This is a genomic window from Mesorhizobium sp. M0062 (assembly GCF_040323125.1).
Lineage (GTDB): Bacteria > Pseudomonadota > Alphaproteobacteria > Rhizobiales > Rhizobiaceae > Mesorhizobium.
Genome location: NZ_JAMYUO010000007.1, coordinates 206,903 through 228,680, shown reverse-complemented (window position 1 = coordinate 228,680; position 21,778 = coordinate 206,903). Strand labels below are relative to the sequence as shown.

21 protein-coding genes and 1 tRNA gene are annotated in these 21,778 nt (G+C 62.0%); 12 read left to right on the top strand and 10 right to left on the bottom strand.

What is annotated here, in order from left to right; all coding sequences use genetic code 11:
* The first annotated feature begins 85 nt into the window (after positions 1 to 85).
* The 5 genes from yajC to NKJ64_RS11805 all read left to right on the top strand — a co-directional run bounded on the left by yajC (position 86) and on the right by NKJ64_RS11805 (position 5,502).
* Entirely contained in the window at positions 86 to 433 is a 348-nt protein-coding gene (yajC, locus tag NKJ64_RS11825; RefSeq protein ID WP_023741503.1) for a preprotein translocase subunit YajC, read from the top strand.
* 54 nt (positions 434 to 487) lie between these two features.
* Positions 488 to 1,483, top strand: a complete 996-nt coding sequence (locus NKJ64_RS11820; protein WP_352462603.1) for a SecDF P1 head subdomain-containing protein — start codon at positions 488 to 490, stop codon at positions 1,481 to 1,483.
* Between the two features lie 218 nt (positions 1,484 to 1,701).
* The gene (secDF, locus tag NKJ64_RS11815; RefSeq protein WP_023729954.1) at positions 1,702 to 4,254 is read left to right on the top strand and encodes a protein translocase subunit SecDF; all 2,553 of its coding nucleotides are present in this window, start codon (positions 1,702 to 1,704) and stop codon (positions 4,252 to 4,254) included.
* Between the two features lie 11 nt (positions 4,255 to 4,265).
* Complete coding sequence (locus tag NKJ64_RS11810; RefSeq protein ID WP_023688226.1) at positions 4,266 to 4,655, top strand: Mth938-like domain-containing protein; 390 nt, start codon at positions 4,266 to 4,268, stop codon at positions 4,653 to 4,655.
* 25 nt (positions 4,656 to 4,680) lie between these two features.
* Positions 4,681 to 5,502, top strand: a complete 822-nt coding sequence (locus NKJ64_RS11805) for a phytoene/squalene synthase family protein (RefSeq protein WP_502902862.1) — start codon at positions 4,681 to 4,683, stop codon at positions 5,500 to 5,502.
* Positions 5,503 to 5,538: 36 nt separating this feature from the next.
* Here NKJ64_RS11805 and trmFO read toward each other — a convergent pair whose 3' ends face one another.
* The 3 genes from trmFO to NKJ64_RS11790 all read right to left on the bottom strand — a co-directional run bounded on the left by trmFO (position 5,539) and on the right by NKJ64_RS11790 (position 7,778).
* A complete protein-coding gene (gene trmFO, locus NKJ64_RS11800; RefSeq protein ID WP_352462600.1) occupies positions 5,539 to 6,951 on the bottom strand; it encodes a methylenetetrahydrofolate--tRNA-(uracil(54)-C(5))-methyltransferase (FADH(2)-oxidizing) TrmFO in 1,413 nt (470 codons plus the stop codon).
* A gap of 491 nt (positions 6,952 to 7,442) precedes the next feature.
* Positions 7,443 to 7,586, bottom strand: a complete 144-nt coding sequence (locus tag NKJ64_RS11795) for a DUF1127 domain-containing protein (protein ID WP_023667673.1) — start codon at positions 7,584 to 7,586, stop codon at positions 7,443 to 7,445.
* Between the two features lie 51 nt (positions 7,587 to 7,637).
* The gene (locus NKJ64_RS11790; RefSeq protein WP_006335194.1) at positions 7,638 to 7,778 is read right to left on the bottom strand and encodes a DUF1127 domain-containing protein; all 141 of its coding nucleotides are present in this window, start codon (positions 7,776 to 7,778) and stop codon (positions 7,638 to 7,640) included.
* 235 nt (positions 7,779 to 8,013) lie between these two features.
* Here NKJ64_RS11790 and NKJ64_RS11785 point away from each other — a divergent pair, with 235 nt between their 5' ends.
* The 3 genes from NKJ64_RS11785 (at position 8,014) to NKJ64_RS11775 (ending at position 11,228) form a co-directional block, all read left to right on the top strand.
* A complete protein-coding gene (locus tag NKJ64_RS11785; protein ID WP_352462598.1) occupies positions 8,014 to 9,126 on the top strand; it encodes a DUF2157 domain-containing protein in 1,113 nt (370 codons plus the stop codon).
* A complete protein-coding gene (locus tag NKJ64_RS11780; RefSeq protein WP_023697610.1) occupies positions 9,123 to 9,704 on the top strand; it encodes a GDYXXLXY domain-containing protein in 582 nt (193 codons plus the stop codon). Before NKJ64_RS11785 ends, NKJ64_RS11780 begins: the two co-directional genes overlap by 4 nt.
* A 75-nt stretch (positions 9,705 to 9,779) precedes the next feature.
* The gene (locus NKJ64_RS11775) at positions 9,780 to 11,228 is read left to right on the top strand and encodes an aromatic amino acid lyase (protein ID WP_352462597.1); all 1,449 of its coding nucleotides are present in this window, start codon (positions 9,780 to 9,782) and stop codon (positions 11,226 to 11,228) included.
* 101 nt (positions 11,229 to 11,329) lie between these two features.
* Here NKJ64_RS11775 and NKJ64_RS11770 read toward each other — a convergent pair.
* Positions 11,330 to 11,414: transfer RNA gene (locus NKJ64_RS11770), tRNA-Leu, on the bottom strand.
* Positions 11,415 to 11,766: 352 nt separating this feature from the next.
* Between NKJ64_RS11770 and tig the strand changes: the two genes are divergently transcribed.
* The 4 genes from tig to NKJ64_RS11750 all read left to right on the top strand — a co-directional run bounded on the left by tig (position 11,767) and on the right by NKJ64_RS11750 (position 15,967).
* Positions 11,767 to 13,242, top strand: a complete 1,476-nt coding sequence (gene tig, locus NKJ64_RS11765) for a trigger factor (RefSeq protein ID WP_023697608.1) — start codon at positions 11,767 to 11,769, stop codon at positions 13,240 to 13,242.
* Between the two features lie 260 nt (positions 13,243 to 13,502).
* Positions 13,503 to 13,883 carry a c-type cytochrome gene (locus NKJ64_RS11760; RefSeq protein ID WP_023667668.1) on the top strand — a complete coding sequence of 127 codons (381 nt, stop codon included), beginning with the start codon at positions 13,503 to 13,505 and terminating at the stop codon, positions 13,881 to 13,883.
* Positions 13,884 to 14,033: 150 nt separating this feature from the next.
* Positions 14,034 to 14,966 carry a heme o synthase gene (locus NKJ64_RS11755; RefSeq protein ID WP_352462596.1) on the top strand — a complete coding sequence of 311 codons (933 nt, stop codon included), beginning with the start codon at positions 14,034 to 14,036 and terminating at the stop codon, positions 14,964 to 14,966.
* A gap of 179 nt (positions 14,967 to 15,145) precedes the next feature.
* Positions 15,146 to 15,967, top strand: a complete 822-nt coding sequence (locus NKJ64_RS11750) for a DUF2189 domain-containing protein (RefSeq protein ID WP_023667666.1) — start codon at positions 15,146 to 15,148, stop codon at positions 15,965 to 15,967.
* Positions 15,968 to 16,021: 54 nt separating this feature from the next.
* Here the strand turns inward: NKJ64_RS11750 and NKJ64_RS11745 are convergent, their stop codons facing one another.
* The 6 genes from NKJ64_RS11745 to NKJ64_RS11720 all read right to left on the bottom strand — a co-directional run bounded on the left by NKJ64_RS11745 (position 16,022) and on the right by NKJ64_RS11720 (position 21,698).
* Complete coding sequence (locus NKJ64_RS11745; protein ID WP_352462595.1) at positions 16,022 to 16,420, bottom strand: cytochrome C oxidase subunit IV family protein; 399 nt, start codon at positions 16,418 to 16,420, stop codon at positions 16,022 to 16,024.
* A gap of 9 nt (positions 16,421 to 16,429) precedes the next feature.
* Positions 16,430 to 17,152: a heme-copper oxidase subunit III family protein gene (locus NKJ64_RS11740; RefSeq protein WP_023667664.1), complete on the bottom strand. Its 723-nt coding sequence runs from the start codon at positions 17,150 to 17,152 to the stop codon at positions 16,430 to 16,432.
* Between the two features lie 13 nt (positions 17,153 to 17,165).
* A complete protein-coding gene (locus tag NKJ64_RS11735) occupies positions 17,166 to 17,870 on the bottom strand; it encodes a cytochrome c oxidase subunit 3 (protein WP_352462594.1) in 705 nt (234 codons plus the stop codon).
* Entirely contained in the window at positions 17,867 to 19,636 is a 1,770-nt protein-coding gene (gene ctaD, locus NKJ64_RS11730) for a cytochrome c oxidase subunit I (protein WP_023744787.1), read from the bottom strand. The genes NKJ64_RS11735 and ctaD overlap by 4 nt, the downstream gene beginning before the upstream one ends.
* Positions 19,637 to 19,658: 22 nt before the next feature.
* Entirely contained in the window at positions 19,659 to 20,543 is an 885-nt protein-coding gene (locus NKJ64_RS11725) for a cytochrome c oxidase subunit II (protein WP_023667661.1), read from the bottom strand.
* Between the two features lie 228 nt (positions 20,544 to 20,771).
* Complete coding sequence (locus NKJ64_RS11720) at positions 20,772 to 21,698, bottom strand: DMT family transporter (protein WP_023667660.1); 927 nt, start codon at positions 21,696 to 21,698, stop codon at positions 20,772 to 20,774.
* Positions 21,699 to 21,778 lie beyond the last annotated feature (80 nt).

Sequence of the window (21,778 nt, the reverse complement as noted above, 5' to 3'; positions counted from 1 at the left end):
AGTTGCATTGGTAACTTTACCCACTATATTCCGGCCAAATTTGGCGAGGCCGCCCTACGGCCTTCTTCGTAACCAGGAGTTCTTGATGTTCGTCACACCGGCATACGCCCAAGCTACCGGAACTCCGCTTGGTCCGTTCGGGGATATCGGCATGATACTCCCGTTCGTTCTGATCTTCGTGATCATGTATTTCCTCATCATCCGGCCGCAGCGCGCCCAGTTGAAGAAGCGCCAGGAGATGATCTCGGCCGTGCGCCGTGGCGACACGGTTATCACCGGCGGCGGCTTCGTCGGCAAGGTGACCAAGGTGATCGACGACCACGAGCTCGAGATCGATCTCGGCGGCGGTACCAAGGTGACGGCGCTGCGCTCGACGATCGCCGACGTGCGGGTCAAGGGCGAGCCGGTGGCCAACCAGAACGCCAAGAAGTAAGCCAGTTTCCCAAGCGGAGCGATCCGCGGGCAGAGCTATGACAAAAGACGGCGTATGGTCCATTTTTCGCGCCTGAAAATGATCCTGATCTGGCTTGCTATGGCCACAATGCTCGTCGACGCGCCCAGTCTTCACGCTGCCGGCCCGGACGTGCTGCTTCGATTGGACGCGGCCGATGTGATCGATCGCCGGTTGGAGGCGACGCGTGACGAAATCAGGACGCTGCTGCGCGATGCAAGGATCGGCTATACTGCTCTTGCTAAGTCGGGTCGGGCCGTTCAGGTGCATATCACCGACGCCGCTCAGGTCGGCGCGGCCAAGATGGCATTGAAGGCGGTGACTGATCCTGTCCTTGGCAGCGCTGGTCCGGTTCAGGAAGTGATCCTGGATGATACCGGAGCAGCGTTGCTCAAGTTCACGGTAACAGACACAGGCATCAAGTATCGGATGTCGATCGCGCTTGCGCAGTCGATCGTGGTCATTAAGAATCGCCTGCGTGATCTTGGTGTTGCCGACCCAGTAGTGCGGCCAGAGGGCGAAGACGGTATGCTGGTCCGGACCTCGGGCGTTGCGGATTTGCAAAGGCTGAGGAGAATTCTCACCCGAACCGGAATGCTGACTTTTCAGTGGGTTGATGAGTCGATGCCGGTCGCTGATGCGATCAATGGCCGGACGCCCGCTGGCTCGGTGGTGGTTTATTCGAAGGACGATCCACCGGTTCCCTATCTGGTTGAGAGCCGGACGATCGTTTCCAGTGACGACATTGTCAATGCTCAGGCGACTCCCAACTCCGTCACAAATGAGCCGGCGGTTTCGTTCACCTTCGATTCCAGGGCAACGGCACGCGTTGCGCAGGCGACCTCGCAGAATGTCGGCAAGCTATTTGCGATGATCCTCGACAACCAAGTGCTTTCGGTGCCAGTCGTCCGCGAGCCAATTCTTAACGGCCGCGGCCAGATATCGGGCAACCTCACCAAGGAGAACGCCGATGATCTGGCCTTGCTTTTGCGTTCCGGACCGATGCCTGCACAATTGAAAATAGTCGAGTAGCGCACGATAGCGCCCGGCGGTGATCAGAATTAGAATGGGAACCGACAGAGGCGATTGACGCCGAAACCGCTGCCGGCGGCAGCGCCAAATTGACCTCAGCGCGCTCGACAATCGGCGAAGTGCGGGTTAAGGGCGAGCCGGTGGCAAATAAGAACGCCAAGAAATAACCGAATTGTCGGCGGAACGATCCGCCAGTACGCCCTGACGGACAACGCCATATGCTGTATTTTTCGCGCCTGAAGATGATCCTGATCTGGATCGCCGTGGCCGTCACATTCATCCTTGCCGCGCCAAATCTCTTCCCGGCCAGCACATTGGCGCAATTGCCCAACTGGGTGCCGAAGCGGCAGATGACGCTTGGTCTCGATCTGCAGGGCGGTTCGCACATCCTCTTGCAGATGGACCAGAATGATCTCGTCAAGGCGCAGCTGGAAACGACGCGCGACGAGATCCGCACGCTGCTGCGCGATGCCAAGGTGGGCTATACCGGCCTTGGCGGCACCGGCAGGACCGTACAAGTGCGCATCACCGATCCAACCCAGATCGATGCCGCTAAGACGGCGCTTAAGCCGCTGACCGATCCGGTCGCCGCCGGCCTGTTCACCGGTGGCTCCATCCAGGAAATGTCCCTGGATGATTCCGAAGCCGGGCTGCTCAAATTCACCGTCACCGACGCCGGCATCAAATACCGCACCTCGGCCGCATTGGCGCAGTCGATCGAAGTCGTCGAGCGTCGCGTCAACGAACTCGGCACCACCGAGCCGATCGTGCAGCGGCAGGGCGACGACCGTGTGCTCGTCCAGGTGCCGGGCCTGCAGGATCCGCAAAGGCTGAAGGAGATCATTGGCCAGACCGCCAAGATGACCTTCCAGATGGTGGATACCTCGATGTCGGTGCAGGATGCGCTGAACGGCCGCCCGCCGGCAGGCTCCTCGGTGCTTTATTCGCAGGACGATCCGCCGGTTCCGTATCTGGTGGAAAATCGCGTCATCGTGTCCGGCGAGGATCTTGCCAAGGCCACCGCAACTTATGATTCCCGAAACAACGAGCCAGTGGTTTCGTTCGTCTTCAACTCGCGCGGTGCGACACGGTTCGGCCAGGCGACCCAGCAGAATGTCGGCAAGCCGTTCGCCATCATCCTCGACAATCAGGTGATTTCGGCGCCGGTGATCCGCGAACCGATCCTCGGCGGCAGCGGCCAGATTTCAGGCAATTTCACCGCCGAAAGCGCCAACGACCTCGCCGTGCTGCTGCGGGCCGGTGCGTTGCCGGCAAAGCTGACCGTGATCGAAGAACGCACGGTGGGCCCGGGCCTCGGCCAGGATTCGATCCATGCCGGCAAGGTCGCCGGCATCATCGGCTCCATTCTCGTCGTCGCCTTCATGTTCGTCGCGTACGGACTTCTCGGCTTCCTCGCCAACATTGCGCTCGCCGTGCACGTGGCGATGATCGTCGGGGTCTTGTCGCTGCTTGGCGCGACGCTGACCTTGCCCGGCATTGCCGGTATCGTGCTGACCATCGGCATGGCGGTCGATTCCAACGTGCTGATCTATGAGCGCATCCGCGAGGAGCGACGGGCCGGCCGTTCGGTCATCCAATCGATCGACACAGGTTTCACCAAGGCGTTGGCGACCATCGTGGATTCCAACGTTACGTCGCTGATTGCCACGGTCGTGCTGTTCTATCTCGGCACCGGACCGGTGAAGGGCTTCGCCATCACCTATGCCATCGGCATCCTGACCACGGTGTTCACCGCCTTCACCTTCACCCGTCTGCTGGTGTCGATCTGGCTGCGCCGCGCGCGTCCGAAGGAATTGCCGCGTGCGCCGGTGACCTTCGTTCCGGCCGGCACGAAAATCCCGTTCATGGGCATCCGCCGCTGGACCTTCGCACTGTCCAGCCTGCTGTCGATCGCGTCGGTTATCGGATTCCTGACCATCGACATCAACTACGGCATCGACTTCAAGGGCGGCTCGATCATCGAGGTGCAGTCCAAGCAAGGCGACGCCGATATTGGCGATATCAGAAGCCGGCTGTCGGAGCTAAACATCGGTGAAGTGCAGGTCCAGCAATTCGGCGCGCCGAACGACGTGCTGATCCGCGTCGGCACCCAGGATGGCGGCGAGAACGCCGAGCAGACCGTCATCGACAAGGTGCGCGGCGAGCTCCAGGACAATTACGATTTTCGCCGCGTCGAGGTGGTGGGCCCGACGGTTTCGGGCGAGCTGGCCAAGCAAGGCACGATCGCCATGATCATCGCGCTGATCGGCATCCTGGTCTATGTCTGGTTCCGCTTCGAATGGCAGTTCGCGGTCGGCGCGATCGTGGCGACGGTGCACGATGTGGTGATGACGCTGGGCTTCTTCGTCATCACCGGGCTCGAATTCAACCAGTCTTCGCTGGCTGCGATCCTGACCATTATCGGCTATTCGCTCAATGACACGATCGTCGTCTATGACCGTGTTCGAGAAGATTTGCGAAAATACAAGCGAATGCCGCTCCCGCAATTGTTGAACAACGCCATCAACGAGACGCTTTCGAGAACGACGCTGACTTCGGTGACGACCATCCTGGCGCTGCTGGCGCTGGTGTTGTTCGGCGGCGAGGTGATCCGCTCGTTCACCATGGCGATGCTGTTCGGCGTCGTCTTCGGCACCTATTCGTCGATCTTCATCGCAGCGCCCTTGCTGATCCTGTTCAGGCTCAGGCCGCAGGGAGCGAGCGCCGATGAGGAGAAGCCGGTTGGTGGCGGCAAGGCCATGGCGACCTGACGGCCGCGCTGGTGGCAAAAGGCATCGTCATTCGCGAGGCGCATTTCCCCGGACGGGCGCCGATCGAAGCCTACGGCAATGGCGGCTTCCGCTTCGCCGACATGTCGCATCGCGGCTCGCTTCTGTGCCTGCCCTCCGGCATCCACGGCTGGGAGCCGGCCGATCCGCTGGCCCTGACGGCGGCGGATTTCGACCTGCTGCTGGCCGAGGCCGGCAAGGTCGAGATCCTGCTGGTCGGCACAGGCAAGGATTTGCGGCCCTTGCCGACAGCACTTCGGGCGGCGCTGAAGGCGGCTGGCATTGGCTCCGACCCGATGTCGACGGGGGCAGCGGTGCGGACCTACAATGTGCTGCTTGCCGAAGACCGCGCCGTGGCTGCGGCGCTCATCGCCGTCGACTGACGTGACCGATACAGCTGACATCGTCATGGAGGCGGTGCGCGCCGGCGACCATGACCGCTATGTCAGCGCACTCTATGCACCGGCCGACAAGCGCGCGGCGCTGTTTTCGCTTTACGCCTTCAATGCCGAGATCGCCTCTGTCCGCGACCGCATCCACGAGGCATTGCCGGGCGAAGTGAGGCTGCAATGGTGGCGCGATGTCATCGCTGCTGAAGCCGCAGCCACAGGCAACCCGCTCGCCGATGCGCTGAGGGCGACGATTTCTGCCCATGGCCTGCCCAAAACTGCCTTCGACAACATGCTCGAGGCCCGCATCTTCGACCTCTATGACGATCCGATGCCGTCGCGCACCGATCTCGAGGGCTATTGCGGCGAGACGGCGGCCGCGCTGATCCAGCTGGCGGCGATGGTGCTCGATCCCAATCAGGCGCCGCGCTTTGCCGAACTGGCGGGCAGGGCCGGCTGCGCCCAGGCGATGACCGGCCTGTTGCTGCTGTTGCCGCTGCATCGCCGACGCGGGCAATGCTTCGTGCCGGCGGATATCCTTGCAGCGGCCGGCTCGTCGCCGGAGGAGTTCGTCAGCGGCGACGGCGGCCCCGGCGCTCAGCGCGCGGTGGCTGCGATGATTGCATTGGCGCAGGAGCATCTCCGCGCTTTCGAGCAAGGGGCGTCCGCACTTCCGGAAACGCTGCGTCCGGCGTTCCTGCCGCTGGCGCTGACCAGCGCCTATCTCGGCAAGATGGCGAGTGGTCGTCGCTCGCCGCTTGGCGGCGCAGCCCGGCTTTCGGCTCTGCGCCGGCATTGGCTGTTGCTCAGGCGCGCAACGCGGGGATGGCCAGCGCGTTGACGTAAACGTCAATCGCGTTAGGGCCCTGAGACTTGGCTATTCAGCAGCTTCCGATGTTTGCGCCGGCAGCCCTAGCCACTCCCGACAATCTGCCCGCGCGCGTGAGGTGATCGCGTGGCGCTTGGCCACCGTCTTGTCCTTGCCGCGCAGGCGTTTGCCTTCGGTCTTCGGTGCTTCCACCGGCGGGAACAGGCCGAAATTGACGTTCATCGGCTGGAACGAGCGTTTGCCCGGCTCGTCGTCGGAGACGATGTGGCCGCCGGTGATGTGGTTGAGCAGCGCGCCGAAGGCGGTGGTGAGCGGTGGCAGCGACGGGGTGTGGCCGAGCCGCTCGGCGGCGGCGAAGCGGCCGGCGAGCAGGCCGATCGCCGCGCTCTCGACATAGCCCTCGCAGCCGGTGATCTGCCCGGCAAAGCGCAGGCCCGGCCGCGACTTCAGCTGCAGCGAGGCGTCGAGCAAGGTCGGCGAGTTGATGTAGGTGTTGCGGTGCAGGCCGCCGAGACGGGCGAACTCGGCGTTTTCCAGACCCGGAATGGTGCGGAACACGCGCACCTGCTCGGCATGCTTCAGCTTCGTCTGGAAACCGACCATGTTGTAGAGCGTGCCCAGCGCATTGTCCTGGCGCAGCTGCACCACGGCATAGGCTTTTACCGTCGGATTGTGGGCATTGGTCAGCCCCATCGGCTTCATCGGCCCGTAGCGCAGCGTCTCGACGCCGCGCTCGGCCATGATCTCGATCGGCAGGCAGCCGTCGAAATAGGGCGTGCCTTCCCACTGCTTGAATTCGGTCTTCTGGCCGTCGACCAGCGCCTGTACGAAGGCGAGATACTGGTCCTTGTCCATCGGGCAATTGATGTAGTCCTTGCCGGTGCCGCCGGGCCCAACCTTGTCATAGCGCGACTGGAACCAGCAGGTGTCCATGTCGATCGTGTCGAAATGGATGATCGGGGCAATCGCGTCGAAGAAGGCCAGCGCATCGGCGCCGGTTGCCTCGGCAATCGACTGGGCGAGCGACGGCGCGGTCAGCGGTCCCGTGGCGATGATCGCCTGGTCCCACTCCGCCGGCGGCAGGCCCGGCACTTCCTCGCGCTCGATGGTGATCAGCGGGTGCGCTTCGAGCCTTTTCGTCACCGCGTCGGAGAAGCCGTCGCGATCGACGGCCAGCGCGCCGCCGGCCGGCACCTGGTTGGCGTCGCCGGCGCTCATGATCAGCGAGCCGGCCAGCCGCATTTCGGCATGCAGCAGGCCGACGGCGTTGTTCTCGGCATCGTCGGAGCGGAAGGAATTGGAACAAACGAGTTCAGCCAGCCCATCGGTCTTGTGCGCATCGGTGCCGCGAACCGGGCGCATCTCATGCAAAATGACGGGAACACCGGCTTGTGCTGCCTGCCAGGCGGCTTCGGAGCCGGCAAGGCCGCCGCCGACGATGTGGATTGGATTTTTGCTCATGAGCGCCGGAATAATCGCTTGGCGCGCTGTTTGCAATTGGCCGGCTGCACGCGTGGGTCATTGTCGTGCAACGACGGAGCTCGACTTTCTTATGTCCGCGGCGACGGTCTGATGGCGGCGTAAAGCGCCTCGATCGACTGCATGCGCATTGAAAAGCCTGCCCAAAAACAACAACACCCGCCGCGGGAGGAGGTGCGGCGGGTGTCGTTTTTTGGGCCGATCCTCGGGAGGAGGTGGGGATCGGCCGTATTCGTCATCGCCGGGGAGGAGGTCGGCTTTGACGAAATTCTTTTCGCCGGATCGAGGGAGGCGAAATCCCTGGAAGACGAACTGCGTTCACTTTGGAGACGAACTGCGTTCGCTTTGGAAACAGCGCCCGCCGCGGGAGGAGGTGCGGCGGGCGCCGTTTTGGTGGTCAACCCTCGGGAGGAGGTGAAGGCTGACCGTATCCGTCAGGGTCGGGGAGGAGGTCGACCCTGGCGAAATTCTGGTTAGATCGTCGCCCTGCGGGCGATGATCTTGATCTCGTCGCGGACGATGCCGAGATCATGGAGCTGACGGTTCGAAAGGCGACCCAGCTCGGTAACGGTGTCGCGGTAAACGCGCCAGTTACGATAGTTGCGGATCAGGTTCATTGTCGTTCTCTTTTTCAAAACTGGTTCGGATCATTTGCGATCCGAAGAGGATTAGACCGCCTTGCGGGCGACGTAGTGGATGTCGCTGCGGCTGATGCCGAGGTCGGTCAGTTCACGGTTCGACAGGCGGCTCAGCTCGGAGACGGTGTCCCGGTAGCGGCGCCAGTTGCGGTAGTTGCGGATCAGGTTCATGGTAGTGCTCGTTTCGTCTTTCTTCGGATCATTCCGTTTGTGTACGAACAGTAAATAGGCTGGGTAATATCGATTTAAAAGTGCTGTTGGCGCATGGCAGCAATGCAAATTGTGCAATGCAACATTAACGCGCGTTCACGGCTTCGTCATGAAGAAACCCGAATCGGAAAATGACGTTGCGTCAACGATTTGGGCGGATCGGCTGTCAGAAAGACCAAGCTGGGGGAGAAGCGGCATGGCGAGTTATTCGTCACGGGCGAGGGCCGATATCGGGCGGTGGCTGCAGGCTGGCCTGATCGACGCGAAGACGGCCGATGGGCTTAAGCGCGACATCGACGCAAACGAGCGCAAATCGCTGAGCTTCGGCACTATATTGGCCATGATGGCAGCGCTGCTGTTCGGCGCCGCGATCCTGCTCTTCGTCGCCGCCAACTGGGACGCCATCCCGCGGCTGGTGCGGGTCGCGGCGCTGTTTGCCGTCATTCTCGCCGGCTATGTCGGCGGCGCGGTGTTGAAGATGCGCGACCATGCGGCGATCGGCGAGGCGCTGTGGATCGTGGCCGCCGCGGCCTTCGGCGGATCGATCGCGCTGGTCGGCCAGATGTACCATCTCACGGGTGACGAAGCCTCGGCCATCGTCACCTGGGGCATTGGCACGGCATTTGCCGCGGTGGCGTTGCGCTCGAACCCGCTGACGGTCGCTGCCGTCGGCATATCCGTTGCCTGGCTGTTCGTGCGCGCGTTCGACTTTTATGACCGCCCCGTATTTCCGGATTTCTTCGTTATCATGGCGCCGGTGCTTTTTGTCGTCTCGTTGTGGACGCGCAGCCAGCCGGCACGCCACCTGATCATTGTCTCGGTCATTTTCTATATCGCGGTGCGCGGCCTGGACCAGAACACGCTCGCCCTGGCTATTCCTCTCGTCGTGGTGTCGGCGCTGCTGTTTGCGGTTTCGATCTTCGCCGCTGGGCCGGCCGACCGGATCTTGCAGCTCGGTGGGCGGTTGCCTTTGCACGCCTTGATCGGCTTTCTCACCGGGCTGGCGATGATGCAGATCGAACTGGGCGATGACAACGCCTTCAGCAACGGCTTTGCCATTGCGTCGGTCATCGCACTGGCCGGCATTGCCGCGGCGATCATGCTGGGCGGGCGCGAGAGCAAGGGGCTGCGCTGGGTTGCCTATGCCGGCTTTGCCTTCGAGCTCGCCATTATCTATGTCGTGACCTTGCAGACGATGCTCGGCACGGCCGGCTTCTTCCTGGCTGCCGCGGTGCTGTTCGGCATCCTGGCTCTCGTCATCATCCGTGTGGAAAAACGCATGAAGGCCCCGGAAGGAGCGGCAGCATGATGTCGGGAAAGAAACTTGTCATCTCGGCGCTGGTCCTGGCGCTCGTCCAGATCGGCTTCCTGAGCTGGATCATCGCCGGCCGCGCGGCGATCCTGCGCAACGGCAAGGAGGTCTTGCTGAAAGTCGAGCCGGTCGATCCGCGCGATCTGCTGCGCGGCGACTATATTATCCTCGGCTATGAAATATCGCGCTTGCCGGTGAAGCTGATCGCCAACATCCCGGCCGGCCAGCTCGTGAGCGAGAACACGCCGATCGTGGTCCGGCTGAAGCCGGGTGCCGACGGCTATTGGCATGCGACCACGGCCTGGTTCGGCAAGGCTCCGACGCCGGCGACCGCCGACGAAGCCGATATTGTCGGCCAGGTCGCGCCGGGCTGGACGCTTGATCCTGAATCCACGATCGCACCGCAATACGGCATCGACCGCTTCTACCTACCTGAGGGCCAGGGCATGGCGATCCAGAACGACATGCGGGTGCGGCCATTCGGCGTGCGCATCGCGCTCGCCGCCAGTGGCCAGGCACAGATCAAGGCGCTGATGGACGGCGACAAGACATTGTTTGAGGAACCGCTCTACTAGAAGACATTACCCAGGGCATGGATTTCGGCAACGATCGATCGCTTCGCCCTCATGCAAACCAGACGGGCGAAGACAATGCCGATTACGGTGACGACGCGCGAAGATATCAATCTCGATGCCGTTTTGCGCGTCGCCTGGAGAAACGACACGGTCGAAATCGGCGACAAGGCCTTGCAACGCATTGCCGAATGCCGCGCCTCGTTCCTGAAACTCATTGAGTCCGATCCGCCGCCGGTCATCTACGGCGTCACCACCGCGATGGGCGAGCTGGCAAGCCGCAAGCTCGAACTTGACGAGCGCGACCGCCATGCGCGCATCAAGGCTTTTGCTGCCGCCACATCGTTCGGTGAGCCATTGCCTGAGCGCGTCGTCAGGGCGATCGTGCTGGCGCGGCTGACCAATTTCATCGGAGGCAATGCCGCGACCACGCTACGCATGGCGCTGGCCGTTGCTGCAATGCTAGACGGCGGACCGATGCCGGTGGTGCCGTCGCAGGGGCAGGGCGGCGCCGGCGAGATCCTGGCGCTCTATCCGCTGTTTGCCGAGCTTACCGCTGGCCTGGAGCTCGAAGTGAAGGAGCGGGGCTCGCTGATCAACGGCTCGCCCTGCGCTGCCGCCCTTGTGGCGGACGCAGCACTTGCCGCGCGTCGTCGCCTCGCCATGGCGCACAAGGTGTTCGCGCTGTCGATCGAAGCGTTTCGTGCGCCGCTCGAGCATTATGATGCAGCGCTCGACGGGCTCTGGGGCGACGAACACGAAGCGGCCGCCTTGCAAGGGTTGCGGCAGTTTCTGGTCGGCGCAGGGGATGGACGGCGCAATTATCAGGCGCCGGTCAGCTACCGCATCGTGCCGCGTGTGCTCGGCCATGCGCATCGGGCGCTGGCCGGCGCCGAGCAGGCGGCGACCGTATCGCTGGCCTCGATCTCGGACAATCCAGTCTATATCCCGCCCGACGCGGCGCACCCGCTGGGGCGCTGCATCTCGACCGGCGGCTATCACAATGCCATGGCGACGCCGGCGCTCGACGATCTGGCGGCGATCTGGGCCGATCTCTGCCTGCTCTGCGACCGCCACGCCTCAAAGCTGCTGAACGGCAAGGTGTCGCTGCTGCCCGACCTGTTGATGACCGGGCGGCATTGGGCCGACAGCGACGGGCACGGCAATGTCGGCTATGTGCCGATGGCGATCACCGGCTATCTCGAACAGGCCAAACTCGCGGCGCAGCGCACCTTCATTCCGGGCACCGAATCGGCCGGCGCCGGCCAGGACGACGTCGCCACCACCGCATTCTTCGCCTGGACCAAGGAAGCGACGGCCGGCCGCTGCCTCGATGCGGCAATGGCGATGCTGGCGATGATCGCCTCGCAGGCCCTGTACGTGACTGAACGCGCCGCGCCGCCGGCATTGCAGGATTTTGTCGCGGATATCAGGAAGATCGTGCCGCCGGTCGACGCCGACCGGGTGCTGGGGCCGGAGCTGGCGAAATTGGCGGAGTGGTTTACCGGTCAAGTGTTTGAAGTGTAGGCCGTCGCCGCCAGTCCTCCTACGCCACGGCTTCGGAGGACACCCTTCGCTTTATCAAGCTCCTGGGTGGCCTGCCACCCGAAGCTCGATAGAGCGAAGGGTGGTGCGGATGAAGGGACTCGAACCCCCACGCCTTTCGGCACTGGAACCTAAATCCAGGGCGTCTACCAGTTCCGCCACATCCGCATTTGTCGGCAATCCCATGTAGCCATCATTCTGTCAATGTCGGGGCGAAAATGTCTGCCGTTGGGGCGGTCATTCGCTGCAACGCGAAGATGGTTGAAAATTGGCCTCGCCTGTGACAAAAGGCGTGTCAAATGTGACGGGACGCGCCGATCCGCTTCTGCAGAATGTGATAAGAAGTAGGAAAAACAAGAACTTATTCACATCTTGGAACGCAGTTTGGAAGAATTTGAGCCGTAATTTCGGTCAAATCGCCAGGTTCCGTACCAAAAGCCATTCCCGGCAAGATTGTACCGGCAGGCTGTGAACGGCAAGACGCCGTGGCAGCCTCTTTGGTGAAGATAAAGGTTTTACGATGCAGGTCACCGAAACGCTCAACTCCGGTCTCAAGCGCGAGATCAAGATCACCGTGCCGGCCGGTGATATGGAAGCCAAGCTGATGGCGCGGCTGTCCGACGCCAGGAACAAGGTCCGCATCAACGGCTTCCGTCCCGGCAAGGTGCCTGTGCAGCATTTGCGCAAGGTCTACGGCAAGTCGTTCATGGCCGAAGTGGTCAATGAGATCCTCAACGATTCGACCCGTTCGATCATCACGGGGCGCGGCGAAAAGGCCGCCATGCAACCTGAAGTGATCATGACGGAAGATGAGAAAGAGGCCGAGAAGATCCTGGCCGGCGGCGCCGACTTCGAATTCCGCCTCAACTACGAGGTCATCCCGGCGATCGAGATCAAGGATTTCTCCGACATCAAGGTGACGCGCCAGGTATTCGAAGTGCCGGACAGCGAGATCGACGAGCAGGTCCAGCGCGTTGCCGAATCGGCGCGCAGCTTCGAGCCGAAGACCGGCAAGGCCGCCGAAGGCGACCGCGTTTTGATCGACTATCTCGGCAAGATCGACGGCGAGGCCTTTTCCGGCGGCGCCGGCACCGACCAGCCGCTGGTTCTGGGTTCCAAGGAATTCATCCCGGGCTTCGAGGACCAGCTGATCGGCGCCAAGGCCGGCGACGAGAAGCAGGTCACGGTCACTTTCCCGGAAAACTACCAGGCAGCGCATCTGGCCGGCAAGGAAGCCACCTTCGACGTCACCGTCAAGGAAGTGTCCAAGCCCGGCGCGCTGGAAATCAACGACGAGATGGCCAAGAACCTCGGCCTGGAATCGCTGGAGCGCCTGCGCGACGTGGTGCGCGGCCAGATCGAGAACCAGTTCGGTTCGATGACCCGCCAGAAGGTCAAGCGCCAGCTGCTCGACCAGCTTGACGCGGCCTATTCGTTCGAGGCGCCGTCGAAGCTCGTCGATGCCGAGTTCAACAACATCTGGACCCAGGTCAACCGCGATCTCGAAGCCGCCGGCCGTACCTTCGCCGACGAGGAGACGACGGAAGAAGAGGCACGCGCCGAATATCTGCGGCTTGCCGAGCGCCGCGTGCGTCTCGGCCTGGTTTTGGCCGAGATCGGCGAGAAGGCCGGCGTCACCGTTTCCGACGAGGAACTGCAGCGCGGCCTGTTCGAGCAGGTGCGCCGCTACCCGGCCAACCAGCAGCAGGAAGCCTTCGAGTTCTATCGCAGCAATCCGGAAGCCCTGAACACGCTGCGCGCGCCGATGTTCGAGGAGAAGGTCGTCGACCATCTGCTCAGCCAGATCTCGGTCACCGACGTCAAGGTCAGCAAGGAAGAGCTGATGGCTGACGACGAAGAGGGCGATACCGCCAAGGCCAAGCCGGCGAAGAAGGCCGCTGCCAAGAAGGCCGACAAGGCTGAAAAGGCCGACGACGCGGAAGAGCCGAAGAAGAAGGCAGCCCCGAAGAAGAAGGCCGCCAAGGACGCCGAATAAGCGTCTGACGACAAGATCAGAAAAGGCCGCCCTCGAGGCGGCCTTTTTCGTTGTGGCGGATGTGCCTTGAGCCACCGCAGCCCACCTGAACCTTTGTACGGTCGACCTGTTCTACCTACCGGCCAGATTCTGTGGTACACAGGTGGCGCAATTCCATCTGGGGAGGAGCGGAGAATCTATTCTGCCGTGCAGGGCGCATGCTGGTGCTACCGGCATGTGCAGACCGTCTGAGGAAAATTTGACGATCAGGGAGGAATGCCATGCGCTTGGTTGCGTTTTTCGCCGTCGTTTCCGTTGCAACTTTCATCGCCAATCCATCGCGGGCACAGGACGCCGCGGCGGGCGAGAAGGTCTTCACCAAATGCAAGGTCTGCCACGTCGCAGACCAAGACACCAACAAGATAGGCCCTTCGTTGCATGGCGTTATCGGCCGGACGGCCGGCACGCATCCGGATTTTAAATATTCCGAAGCCATGATCGCGGCCGGCACATCCGGCGTCAAATGGGATGAGCCGACACTGACGACGTATCTTCACGACCCCAAGGCAATGGTCAAAGGGACGAAGATGGCGTTTCCCGGCCTCAAGAAGGACGAGGACGTCGCCAACGTCATCGCCTATCTGAAGCAATTTTCCCCGTAACCTGGCTCTTCGGCCGGCCAGAGCGTTTCACCGTTTCACGGAAACGGCGATCCGCTCGATCTCTTTGTTCTTACGCAATTCCGGGCGGAACCCCATACACTTTCCTGGAATTGCTCTAGGCTGCCCGGTTTCCATCGATGGTCGTCTCAAATGTCGGTCAAGGAAAGCCTCAAGGATACCGGCGTCCGCCTCTCGGAAGCGACGGCCAGTGATTTCTTTGCGCTCTTGAAGCCTCGGGTCATGGCCCTTGCCGTGTTTACCGCCTTCGTCGGTCTGATGGTGGCGCCCGGCGCGATGAACCCGGTCATCGCCGTGATCGCCATAGGTGCGATTGCGGTTGGAGCGGGAGCGGCCGGCGCGCTCAACATGTGGTACGACGCCGACATCGACGCGCTGATGTCGCGCACGTCAAAGCGGCCGGTTCCGTCGGGCCGCGTCACGGCGGGCGAAGCCCTCGGCTTCGGCCTGGTGCTTTCCGCACTTTCGGTCATGACGCTCGGCGTGCTGGTGGGCTGGCTTGCCGCGTCACTGCTGGCCTTCACCATCTTTTTCTACGTCGTCATCTATACGATGTGGCTGAAGCGCTCGACGCCGCAGAACATCGTCATCGGCGGCGCGGCGGGTGCGGTTCCTCCGATGATCGGCTGGGCAGCGGCCACCGGCGCCATCGGCATTGAAAGCCTGATCCTGTTCCTGATCATTTTCCTGTGGACGCCGCCGCATTTCTGGGCGCTCGCACTGTTCAAGGCCGGCGACTATGCCGCTGCCGGCATCCCGATGATGCCGAACGTGGCCGGCCAGGCCTCGACCAGAAGGCAGATCTTCGCCTATTCACTGCTCCTGGCACCAATCGGCGTGCTGCCCTGGGCGTTCGGATTCACGAGCGGGGTCTATGGGATTGTTTCGGCTGCATTGGGCTCGGGTTTCATCTGGCATGCCTGGAACGCCCTGGTCGTCCTCGACAAGGAGATGAAGCCGGCCAAGGCGCTGTTTGCCTATTCGATCTTCTATCTTTTCGCGATCTTTGCCGTGCTGCTTGCCGATACCATCGCGATACGCGCGTTCATGTCAGCCGGAGGGTGACGGCATGACGCTGTGTTCGGAAACCTCGCCTTCCGGGAGCCTTTTGTAAGAACGGGCGACAAGCTCCAGTCAATGGAGTATATTGATTGCGGTGCAGGTCGCGGTTCGCGTGGCCAGTCATGCAGAACGGCAGCACCGTGAAACCGCGACCTTGCCGGACCTGGTCTGGAGGAACGGGCATGACAAGTTTTCACGTGATTGCAGGCGCCAGCGAAACGCTGGAACACACCAAAATCCGAAAAATCAGCGTTTCCGATCTATTCGATGCGCTCAAGCGCGGTGTTGACGATTTTATGGTCAAACCGTCGCACATCGTCTTTCTCTGCCTGATCTATCCGCTTGTCGGCGTGGTGCTCGCTGCCTGGACTTCGGGCGCCAATGCGTTGCCGATGTTGTTTCCGCTGGTGTCCGGCTTTGCGCTGATAGGTCCATTCGCGGCGATCGGCCTCTATGAGATCAGCCGCAGACGAGAAGCCGGGCTCGACACCTCCTGGACGCACGCTTTCGAGGTCAGGAATTCTCCGGCCCTGCCAGCCATCGCCGCAGTCGGGATCATGCTGGTTGCAATCTTCATCGCCTGGCTTTTGGCGGCGCAGGTGTTCTACGAATATCTCTTCGGCCCGGCTCCGCCTGTATCGATTTCGGGCTTCATCAATGAAATATTTGCCACCGGACGCGGCTGGTCTCTGATTGTCCTGGGGCACGCCATCGGCTTCGTCTTCGCCGCGGTGGTGTTGTGCACGACGGTTGTCGCCTTCCCATTGCTGCTCGACCGCGACGTCGGCGCCTACGAAGCCATCCACACATCGGTGCGAGCGGTGCTGGCGAACCCGATCCCCATGGCTGTCTGGGGACTGATTGTCGCCGTCGCCCTGATCATAGGCTCGCTGCCGGTGTTTGCCGGGCTGGCGGTCGTGCTGCCGATCCTGGGTCACGCCACCTGGCATGTCTACCGCAAGGTTGTGGAGCCGCCATCGTCCCCGACGCGGGTCGGCCTCTGACCCTGCTGATGGGAAGCTTCATCTCCGGTCTTTGACCGGAGATGAAGCTGTGCGTCAGGGCCCCGGTCCGAAGAAGGACAACCGGGTGAGAAGCGTGTAGTCCGCTTCGAAGAGCATCATCGCCACGAACACCAATATCAGAAGCGGCGGCAGGATGATCGCATAGGTCAGGGCCAGCCGCTCCCAGGCCATGTGCATGAACACGGCGACGATCAGCCCGGCCTTGAGGATCATGAAGATCAGGATCAGAGACCATCTGAGATAGCCGTGGATGCCGAGATAATCGACCATGTAGGAGCAGGCGCTGAGGATGAACAGCCATGCCCAGACCACCAGATAGAGCTTGATCGGATGTTCCTGATGAACCTCCGCGACGCCGGTCGATGGCCCTTCATGCGCATGATCAGAGTGCGGCGCGTGTTGCCCGAGGCCGTTTGCGGTTGCTTCAGCCATGTCAGCCTCTCACCAAAGGTAGAAGAATGCGAAAATGAACACCCAGACCAGGTCGACGAAATGCCAGTAGAGCCCCATGATTTCGACGTTCTCGTAGCGACCCCTGCGGCTGGTGAAGAAGCCGGGACGACCGACGTCGTAGTCTCCACGCCAGACCTTTCGCGCCACGATGATGAGGAAGATCACCCCGATCGTCACATGCGTGCCGTGGAAGCCGGTGATCATGAAGAAAGTCGAGCCGAATTGTGCCGCGCCCCAGGGATTGCCCCACGGCCGTACCCCTTCGGTGATCAACTTGGTCCATTCGAAGGCTTGCATGCCGACGAAGGTGGCTCCTAGCGCTGCCGTCAGAAGCATGAGGATTGCGGTTTTGCGGCGGTCGCGGCGATAGCCGAAATTGACCGCCATGGCCATCGTTCCGCTGCTCGATATCAGCACGAAGGTCATGATGGCAATCAGGATCAGTGGAATGTCCGAACCGCCGATGCGAAGCGCAAAGACCTCGCTCGGATTGGGCCACGGCACACGTGTGGAGACGCGCGCGGTCATGTAGGAGAGCAGGAAGCAGCCGAAGATGAAGGTGTCGCTGAGCAGGAAGATCCACATCATGGCCTTGCCCCAGGACACGTTCTTGAACGCGCGCTGATCCGAGGACCAGTCGGCGGCGATGCCTTGCCAGCCTGCGGGCCGCGTCTCCGTTTGGCCGGTATGCGTCAGTGTCGTTTCTGCCATGCTCCTCGACCTCCTAGGTCAGCAACTGCCGGCAAATATCGATGAACGTCGCGGCCCAGCCGGCTAAAAGAGCGAAGATGGCGAGCCAGACGAAAAGCAGGAAATGCCAGTACATGGCGCATAATTCGACGCTGAGGCGAAGCCGTTCCGGCCGTGCCCCGTTCCAGGCGCCGGCGGTTGTCCTGCCCAGGCCCACCAGCCCTCCCACTATATGCAGGCCGTGCATCCCGGTTATCAGATAGAAAAAACTGTTGGCCGGATTGGCGGCCAGAAAATAGCCATCGGCGGTCAGGTCCCGCCATGCCATGAACTGCCCGATGAGGAAGGCGATCGCGGTCAGCCCAGCCGCGGCAAGGCCGAGCCTGACCGTGTCCATCTGGCGCTTGCGCGCCGCGATCGAGGCGCATTGCAGCGCAACGCTGCTCAGCACCAGCATGCCGGTGTTGAGCCAGAGCAGGCGTGGGATGGGCAGCGGCTGCCAGTCCGACAGCGCCATACGCATGAAGTAGGCGCTGGTGAACAGCGCAAACAGGCAGCCGACCACGGCGAGGAAGACACCGAGGCCAATCTTGGCGGTCGGCAGGCTCGATCGGTCGAAGGCGACAAAATCTCCTGCCACACCTTGCTCGAGCCATGGTTTCGCCATCAGCCGCTGATGCGAGAGCCACCAGCCGGCAAAGCCGGCGATCACGAGAAGGAAGACCAGGATGACGCTCATGCCGGCTCCCTGGAGGGGCCGAACGTGCCCGGCATGTTTTGCGGAATGAAGTCCTCCTTGGCGCCCGGCACGCTGTAGTCATAGGCCCAGCGATAGACGATCGGCAGATCCTTGCCGAAATTGCCATGCGCCGGTGGCGTCTGCGGCGTTTGCCATTCGAGTGTCGTGGCTCGCCATGGATTGCCACCGGCCTCGCGCCCATGGCGGATGCTCCAGATAAGATTGAACAGGAAAACGATCTGGGCGAAGCCGACGATAAACGCCATGATGCTGATGAACGAGTTCAGGTGATGCGCCGACTCCGTCATGACCGTCACGTCGGTCAGTTCGGCATAGCGCCGCGGCACGCCCATCAGGCCGATGTAATGCATGGGAAAGAAGATCAGGTAGGCGCCGAGAAATGTGACCCAGAAATGGAACCGGCCGAGCGTCTCGTTCAGCATCCGGCCGGTGACCTTCGGGTACCAGTGGTAGATCGCGCCGAAGATGACGACGATCGGAGCAACACCCATGACCATATGGAAGTGAGCGACGACGAACATCGTGTCCGACAGCGGGACGTCGACGACGACGTTGCCGAGAAACAGCCCGGTCAACCCGCCATTGACGAAGGTGACGATGAAAGCCATGGCAAACAGCATCGGTATGGTGAGATGGATGTCGCCCCGCCACAGCGTCAGCACCCAATTGTAGACCTTGATCGCCGTCGGGATGGCGATGATCAGTGTCGTGGTGGCGAAGAAGAAGCCGAAATAGGGGTGCATGCCGCTGACATACATGTGGTGCGCCCAGACCACGAAGCTCAGCGCGCCGATGCCAACGATGGCCCAGACCATCATCCGGTAGCCAAAAATGTTCTTGCGCGCATGCGTGCTGATCAGATCGGAGACGATGCCGAAGGCCGGCAGCGCCACGATGTAGACTTCCGGGTGGCCGAAGAACCAGAACAGATGCTGGAACAGGATCGGGCTGCCGCCATTGTGCTGTAGCTGTTCCCCCATCTCGACAACTGCGGGCATGAAGAAGGAGGTTCCAAGCGCGCGGTCAAGCAGCATCATCACGCAGGCGACGAACAGCGCCGGAAAGGCGAGCAGCGCCATGACGGTGGCGGTGAAGATGCCCCAGACGGTCAGCGGCAGGCGCATCATCGTCATGCCGCGCGTGCGGGCCTGCAGCACCGTCACGACATAGTTCAGACCGCCCATGGTGAAGCCGATGATGAACAGGATCAGCGAAACGAGCATCAGGATGATGCCCAATTCCTGGCCGCCAGGTGTGCCGGTCATGATGGCTTGCGGCGGATAGAGCGTCCACCCGGCGCCGGTCGGTCCGCCGGGCGCAAAGAAGCTCGACACCAGCACCAGCACGGCAAGGAGGTAGATCCAGTAGCTCAGCATGTTGACATAGGGAAAGACCATGTCGCGGGCGCCGACCATCAGCGGGATCAGGTAGTTGCCGAAGCCGCCGAGGAAGAGTGCCGTGAGCAGGTAGATCACCATGATCATGCCGTGCATGGTGATGAACTGGTAGTAGGCCTCGGGGGTGATGAAATCGAACGTGCCGGGGAAGCCGAGCTGCAGCCGCATCAGCCAGGACAGCACCAGCGCGACCAGGCCGATGGCCGTTGCGGTCGCCGAATACTGGATGGCAATGACCTTGGCGTCCTGCGAGAAGACATACTTCGTCCACCAGCTGTGCGGATGGTAAAGCTCCATTTCCGCGACTTCGGCGGGCGGGACGGCATCTGCAGGCGTGATATCGACCATAGGCGGAGCACCTCCGTGCCCTTCAGCGGGACCCGACAGTTTCGAGTTTTGCCGCAACTTCTAGAGCTGACGCCGTCGCGTTGCCCGGCGCCTGTTCCACCGAGCCCGTCTGCTGCGGCGCCGACAACTGCGCGAACGTCTGCTGCTGGTCGAGCCAGGCCACATAGTCCTGCTCGGTATCGACCATGACGATGCCATGCATCATCGGGTGCCCCTGGCCGCACAGTTCGGCGCACAGAACCTGGAAGGTCCCGGTCTTGGTGGGGGTGAACCAGAAATAGGTGACCGAGCCCGGTATCATGTCCATCTTGGCGCGGAATTCCGGAACGTAGAAATCGTGCAACACATCGATCGAGCGCAGCAGCATCTTGACCGGCTTGCCGACCGGCAGATGCAGGTCGGCCGCTTCGACCACGACGTCGTCCTGGCCGCTGGGATCCTTGGCGATCACGCCCAGCGGATTTTCAGCGGTGACGTCGCGGGTGTCGGATGTGCCGAGTTTGCCGTCCTTGCCGGGCAAGCGGAAGCTCCACTGCCATTGCTGGCCGACGACTTCGACCACGGTTGCGTCGCTTGGAACGTTGACGAACCGGCTCCAGACAAACAGGCCGGGAACCAGCATGGCGGTAACACCCACTCCGGTGACGATCGTCAGCCACCATTCGAGCCGCTTGTTCTCCGGTTCGTAGGCCGCCTGGTTGCCTTCGCGGTGACGGAAGCGGAAAACGCAATAGGCCATGAATAGGACGACTGCGGCGAAGACGACGCCGGTAATCCAAAAGGTGATGATGATGGTGTTGTCGATATAGTCCCAATTCGAGGCAATCGGAGTCCACCACCATGGGCTCAGGAAGTGGAACAACACCGAGCCCACGACGATCAAAACGAGTACAACCACTATGGGCATGTCCCGTTCCTCCCGGTATTTCAGGGGGCGCGAAGCCGTCCCGGGAAAATACCAAGTGCATCATGCGTGATTTGCGATCGAAATTCTAGAGCCGGTTGTGGAAGGAGCGAAAAATTGCTTCTGCGGCGCCCGGACCTTGCTTCGTTGGTGACGCCGGAGCGACACCTGACCCCCCAAATCAGGGAGGGCAGGGGCTGGTTTGATTCGGCTTGCCTTGTTCCAGCGGGATCAAAGCGCCTTGATGATGATGCACCCGGCCAAAAGCAGCACGACGCCGGCGAGCCGCATGCCGGAGACAAGCCGCTGCGGCAGGCGGAACCAGCCGAAGGTGTCGACGAAGATGCCGGCGACCTGCTGGCCGGCCACCGTCAGGCTGACGGCAGCTGCCGCTCCGATGACGGGGATGGCGGTGAACACGGTCGTGACATAGGTGGCGCCGGCAAAACCTCCGAGCCAGCCCCACCAGGGCATCGACGACAGGCCGGCGAGGCGAGGGCGGGGCGTCTTCGTCAGGGCAAGCGCGATCAGAAGCACCGCGGCCATGGCCAGCATCGCCACCAGGAACGAGATGGTGCCGACCGCAAACGGCGCGCCGCCAAGGTCGTGCCGAAGCAAGGCGTTTACAGCGCCTTGCACCGGAAGCACGGCGCCTGCCAGCAGCGCCAGTCCGATCCACCCTGGTCTTGAGGATGCGGTATTGTCGGCCGCGCCCTTCTGTCCCAGAACGATGAGGGCAGCCCCGGCAAGCAAGACGAGCATGCCGAAGGCAGGCCCGGCTCGCAGTCCGGCTTCGGGGATCCCGAGCCAGCCGAACGTGTCGAGGGCGAAGGATGCAAGCATCTGCCCAGCGATGAAGAGCCCGACGGACACGACGGCGCCAAGGCGAGGGAACAGAAGAATGGTCGAAACAACGTAGAAGGCCGAAGCCATGCCGCCGATCGCATGCCACCATTCGGCTTGCCGAACGGCAAGCAGAGCCGGTGTCGTTCCGGTGAGGGCCGTGATCGACAACAGCACGATGGCGCCGACCGCGAGCTGAAGCGTGGTCGCGGCAAAGGGTGAGCCGACCGCCTTTGAAAGTTGGGCGTTGGCGCCAGCCTGCACCGCAAGCAGGCCACCGGCGACAAGCGCCAGAGGGACGAAGAGGATTTCCACGATCGTACTCCTTGAATGTGGGTGCTGCGGCTAGGGCATGATCCCAAAAAGTGGGTACCGGTTTTTCGAAAAGATCATGC

Excerpts from the sequence above, each read along its gene's own strand:
- yajC (WP_023741503.1), top strand. The coding sequence starts at position 86 with ATGTTCGTCACACCGGCATACGCCCAAGCTACCGGAACTCCGCTTGGT.
- NKJ64_RS11820 (WP_352462603.1), top strand. The coding sequence starts at position 488 with ATGGTCCATTTTTCGCGCCTGAAAATGATCCTGATCTGGCTTGCTATG.
- secDF (WP_023729954.1), top strand. The coding sequence starts at position 1,702 with ATGCTGTATTTTTCGCGCCTGAAGATGATCCTGATCTGGATCGCCGTG.
- NKJ64_RS11805 (WP_502902862.1), top strand. The coding sequence starts at position 4,681 with ATGGAGGCGGTGCGCGCCGGCGACCATGACCGCTATGTCAGCGCACTC.
- trmFO (WP_352462600.1), bottom strand. The coding sequence starts at position 6,951 with ATGAGCAAAAATCCAATCCACATCGTCGGCGGCGGCCTTGCCGGCTCC.
- NKJ64_RS11795 (WP_023667673.1), bottom strand. The coding sequence starts at position 7,586 with ATGAACCTGATCCGCAACTATCGTAACTGGCGCGTTTACCGCGACACC.
- NKJ64_RS11790 (WP_006335194.1), bottom strand. The coding sequence starts at position 7,778 with ATGAACCTGATCCGCAACTACCGCAACTGGCGCCGCTACCGGGACACC.
- NKJ64_RS11785 (WP_352462598.1), top strand. The coding sequence starts at position 8,014 with ATGGCGAGTTATTCGTCACGGGCGAGGGCCGATATCGGGCGGTGGCTG.
- NKJ64_RS11780 (WP_023697610.1), top strand. The coding sequence starts at position 9,123 with ATGATGTCGGGAAAGAAACTTGTCATCTCGGCGCTGGTCCTGGCGCTC.
- NKJ64_RS11775 (WP_352462597.1), top strand. The coding sequence starts at position 9,780 with ATGCCGATTACGGTGACGACGCGCGAAGATATCAATCTCGATGCCGTT.
- tig (WP_023697608.1), top strand. The coding sequence starts at position 11,767 with ATGCAGGTCACCGAAACGCTCAACTCCGGTCTCAAGCGCGAGATCAAG.
- NKJ64_RS11760 (WP_023667668.1), top strand. The coding sequence starts at position 13,503 with ATGCGCTTGGTTGCGTTTTTCGCCGTCGTTTCCGTTGCAACTTTCATC.
- NKJ64_RS11755 (WP_352462596.1), top strand. The coding sequence starts at position 14,034 with ATGTCGGTCAAGGAAAGCCTCAAGGATACCGGCGTCCGCCTCTCGGAA.
- NKJ64_RS11750 (WP_023667666.1), top strand. The coding sequence starts at position 15,146 with ATGACAAGTTTTCACGTGATTGCAGGCGCCAGCGAAACGCTGGAACAC.
- NKJ64_RS11745 (WP_352462595.1), bottom strand. The coding sequence starts at position 16,420 with ATGGCTGAAGCAACCGCAAACGGCCTCGGGCAACACGCGCCGCACTCT.
- NKJ64_RS11740 (WP_023667664.1), bottom strand. The coding sequence starts at position 17,152 with ATGGCAGAAACGACACTGACGCATACCGGCCAAACGGAGACGCGGCCC.
- NKJ64_RS11735 (WP_352462594.1), bottom strand. The coding sequence starts at position 17,870 with ATGAGCGTCATCCTGGTCTTCCTTCTCGTGATCGCCGGCTTTGCCGGC.
- ctaD (WP_023744787.1), bottom strand. The coding sequence starts at position 19,636 with ATGGTCGATATCACGCCTGCAGATGCCGTCCCGCCCGCCGAAGTCGCG.
- NKJ64_RS11725 (WP_023667661.1), bottom strand. The coding sequence starts at position 20,543 with ATGCCCATAGTGGTTGTACTCGTTTTGATCGTCGTGGGCTCGGTGTTG.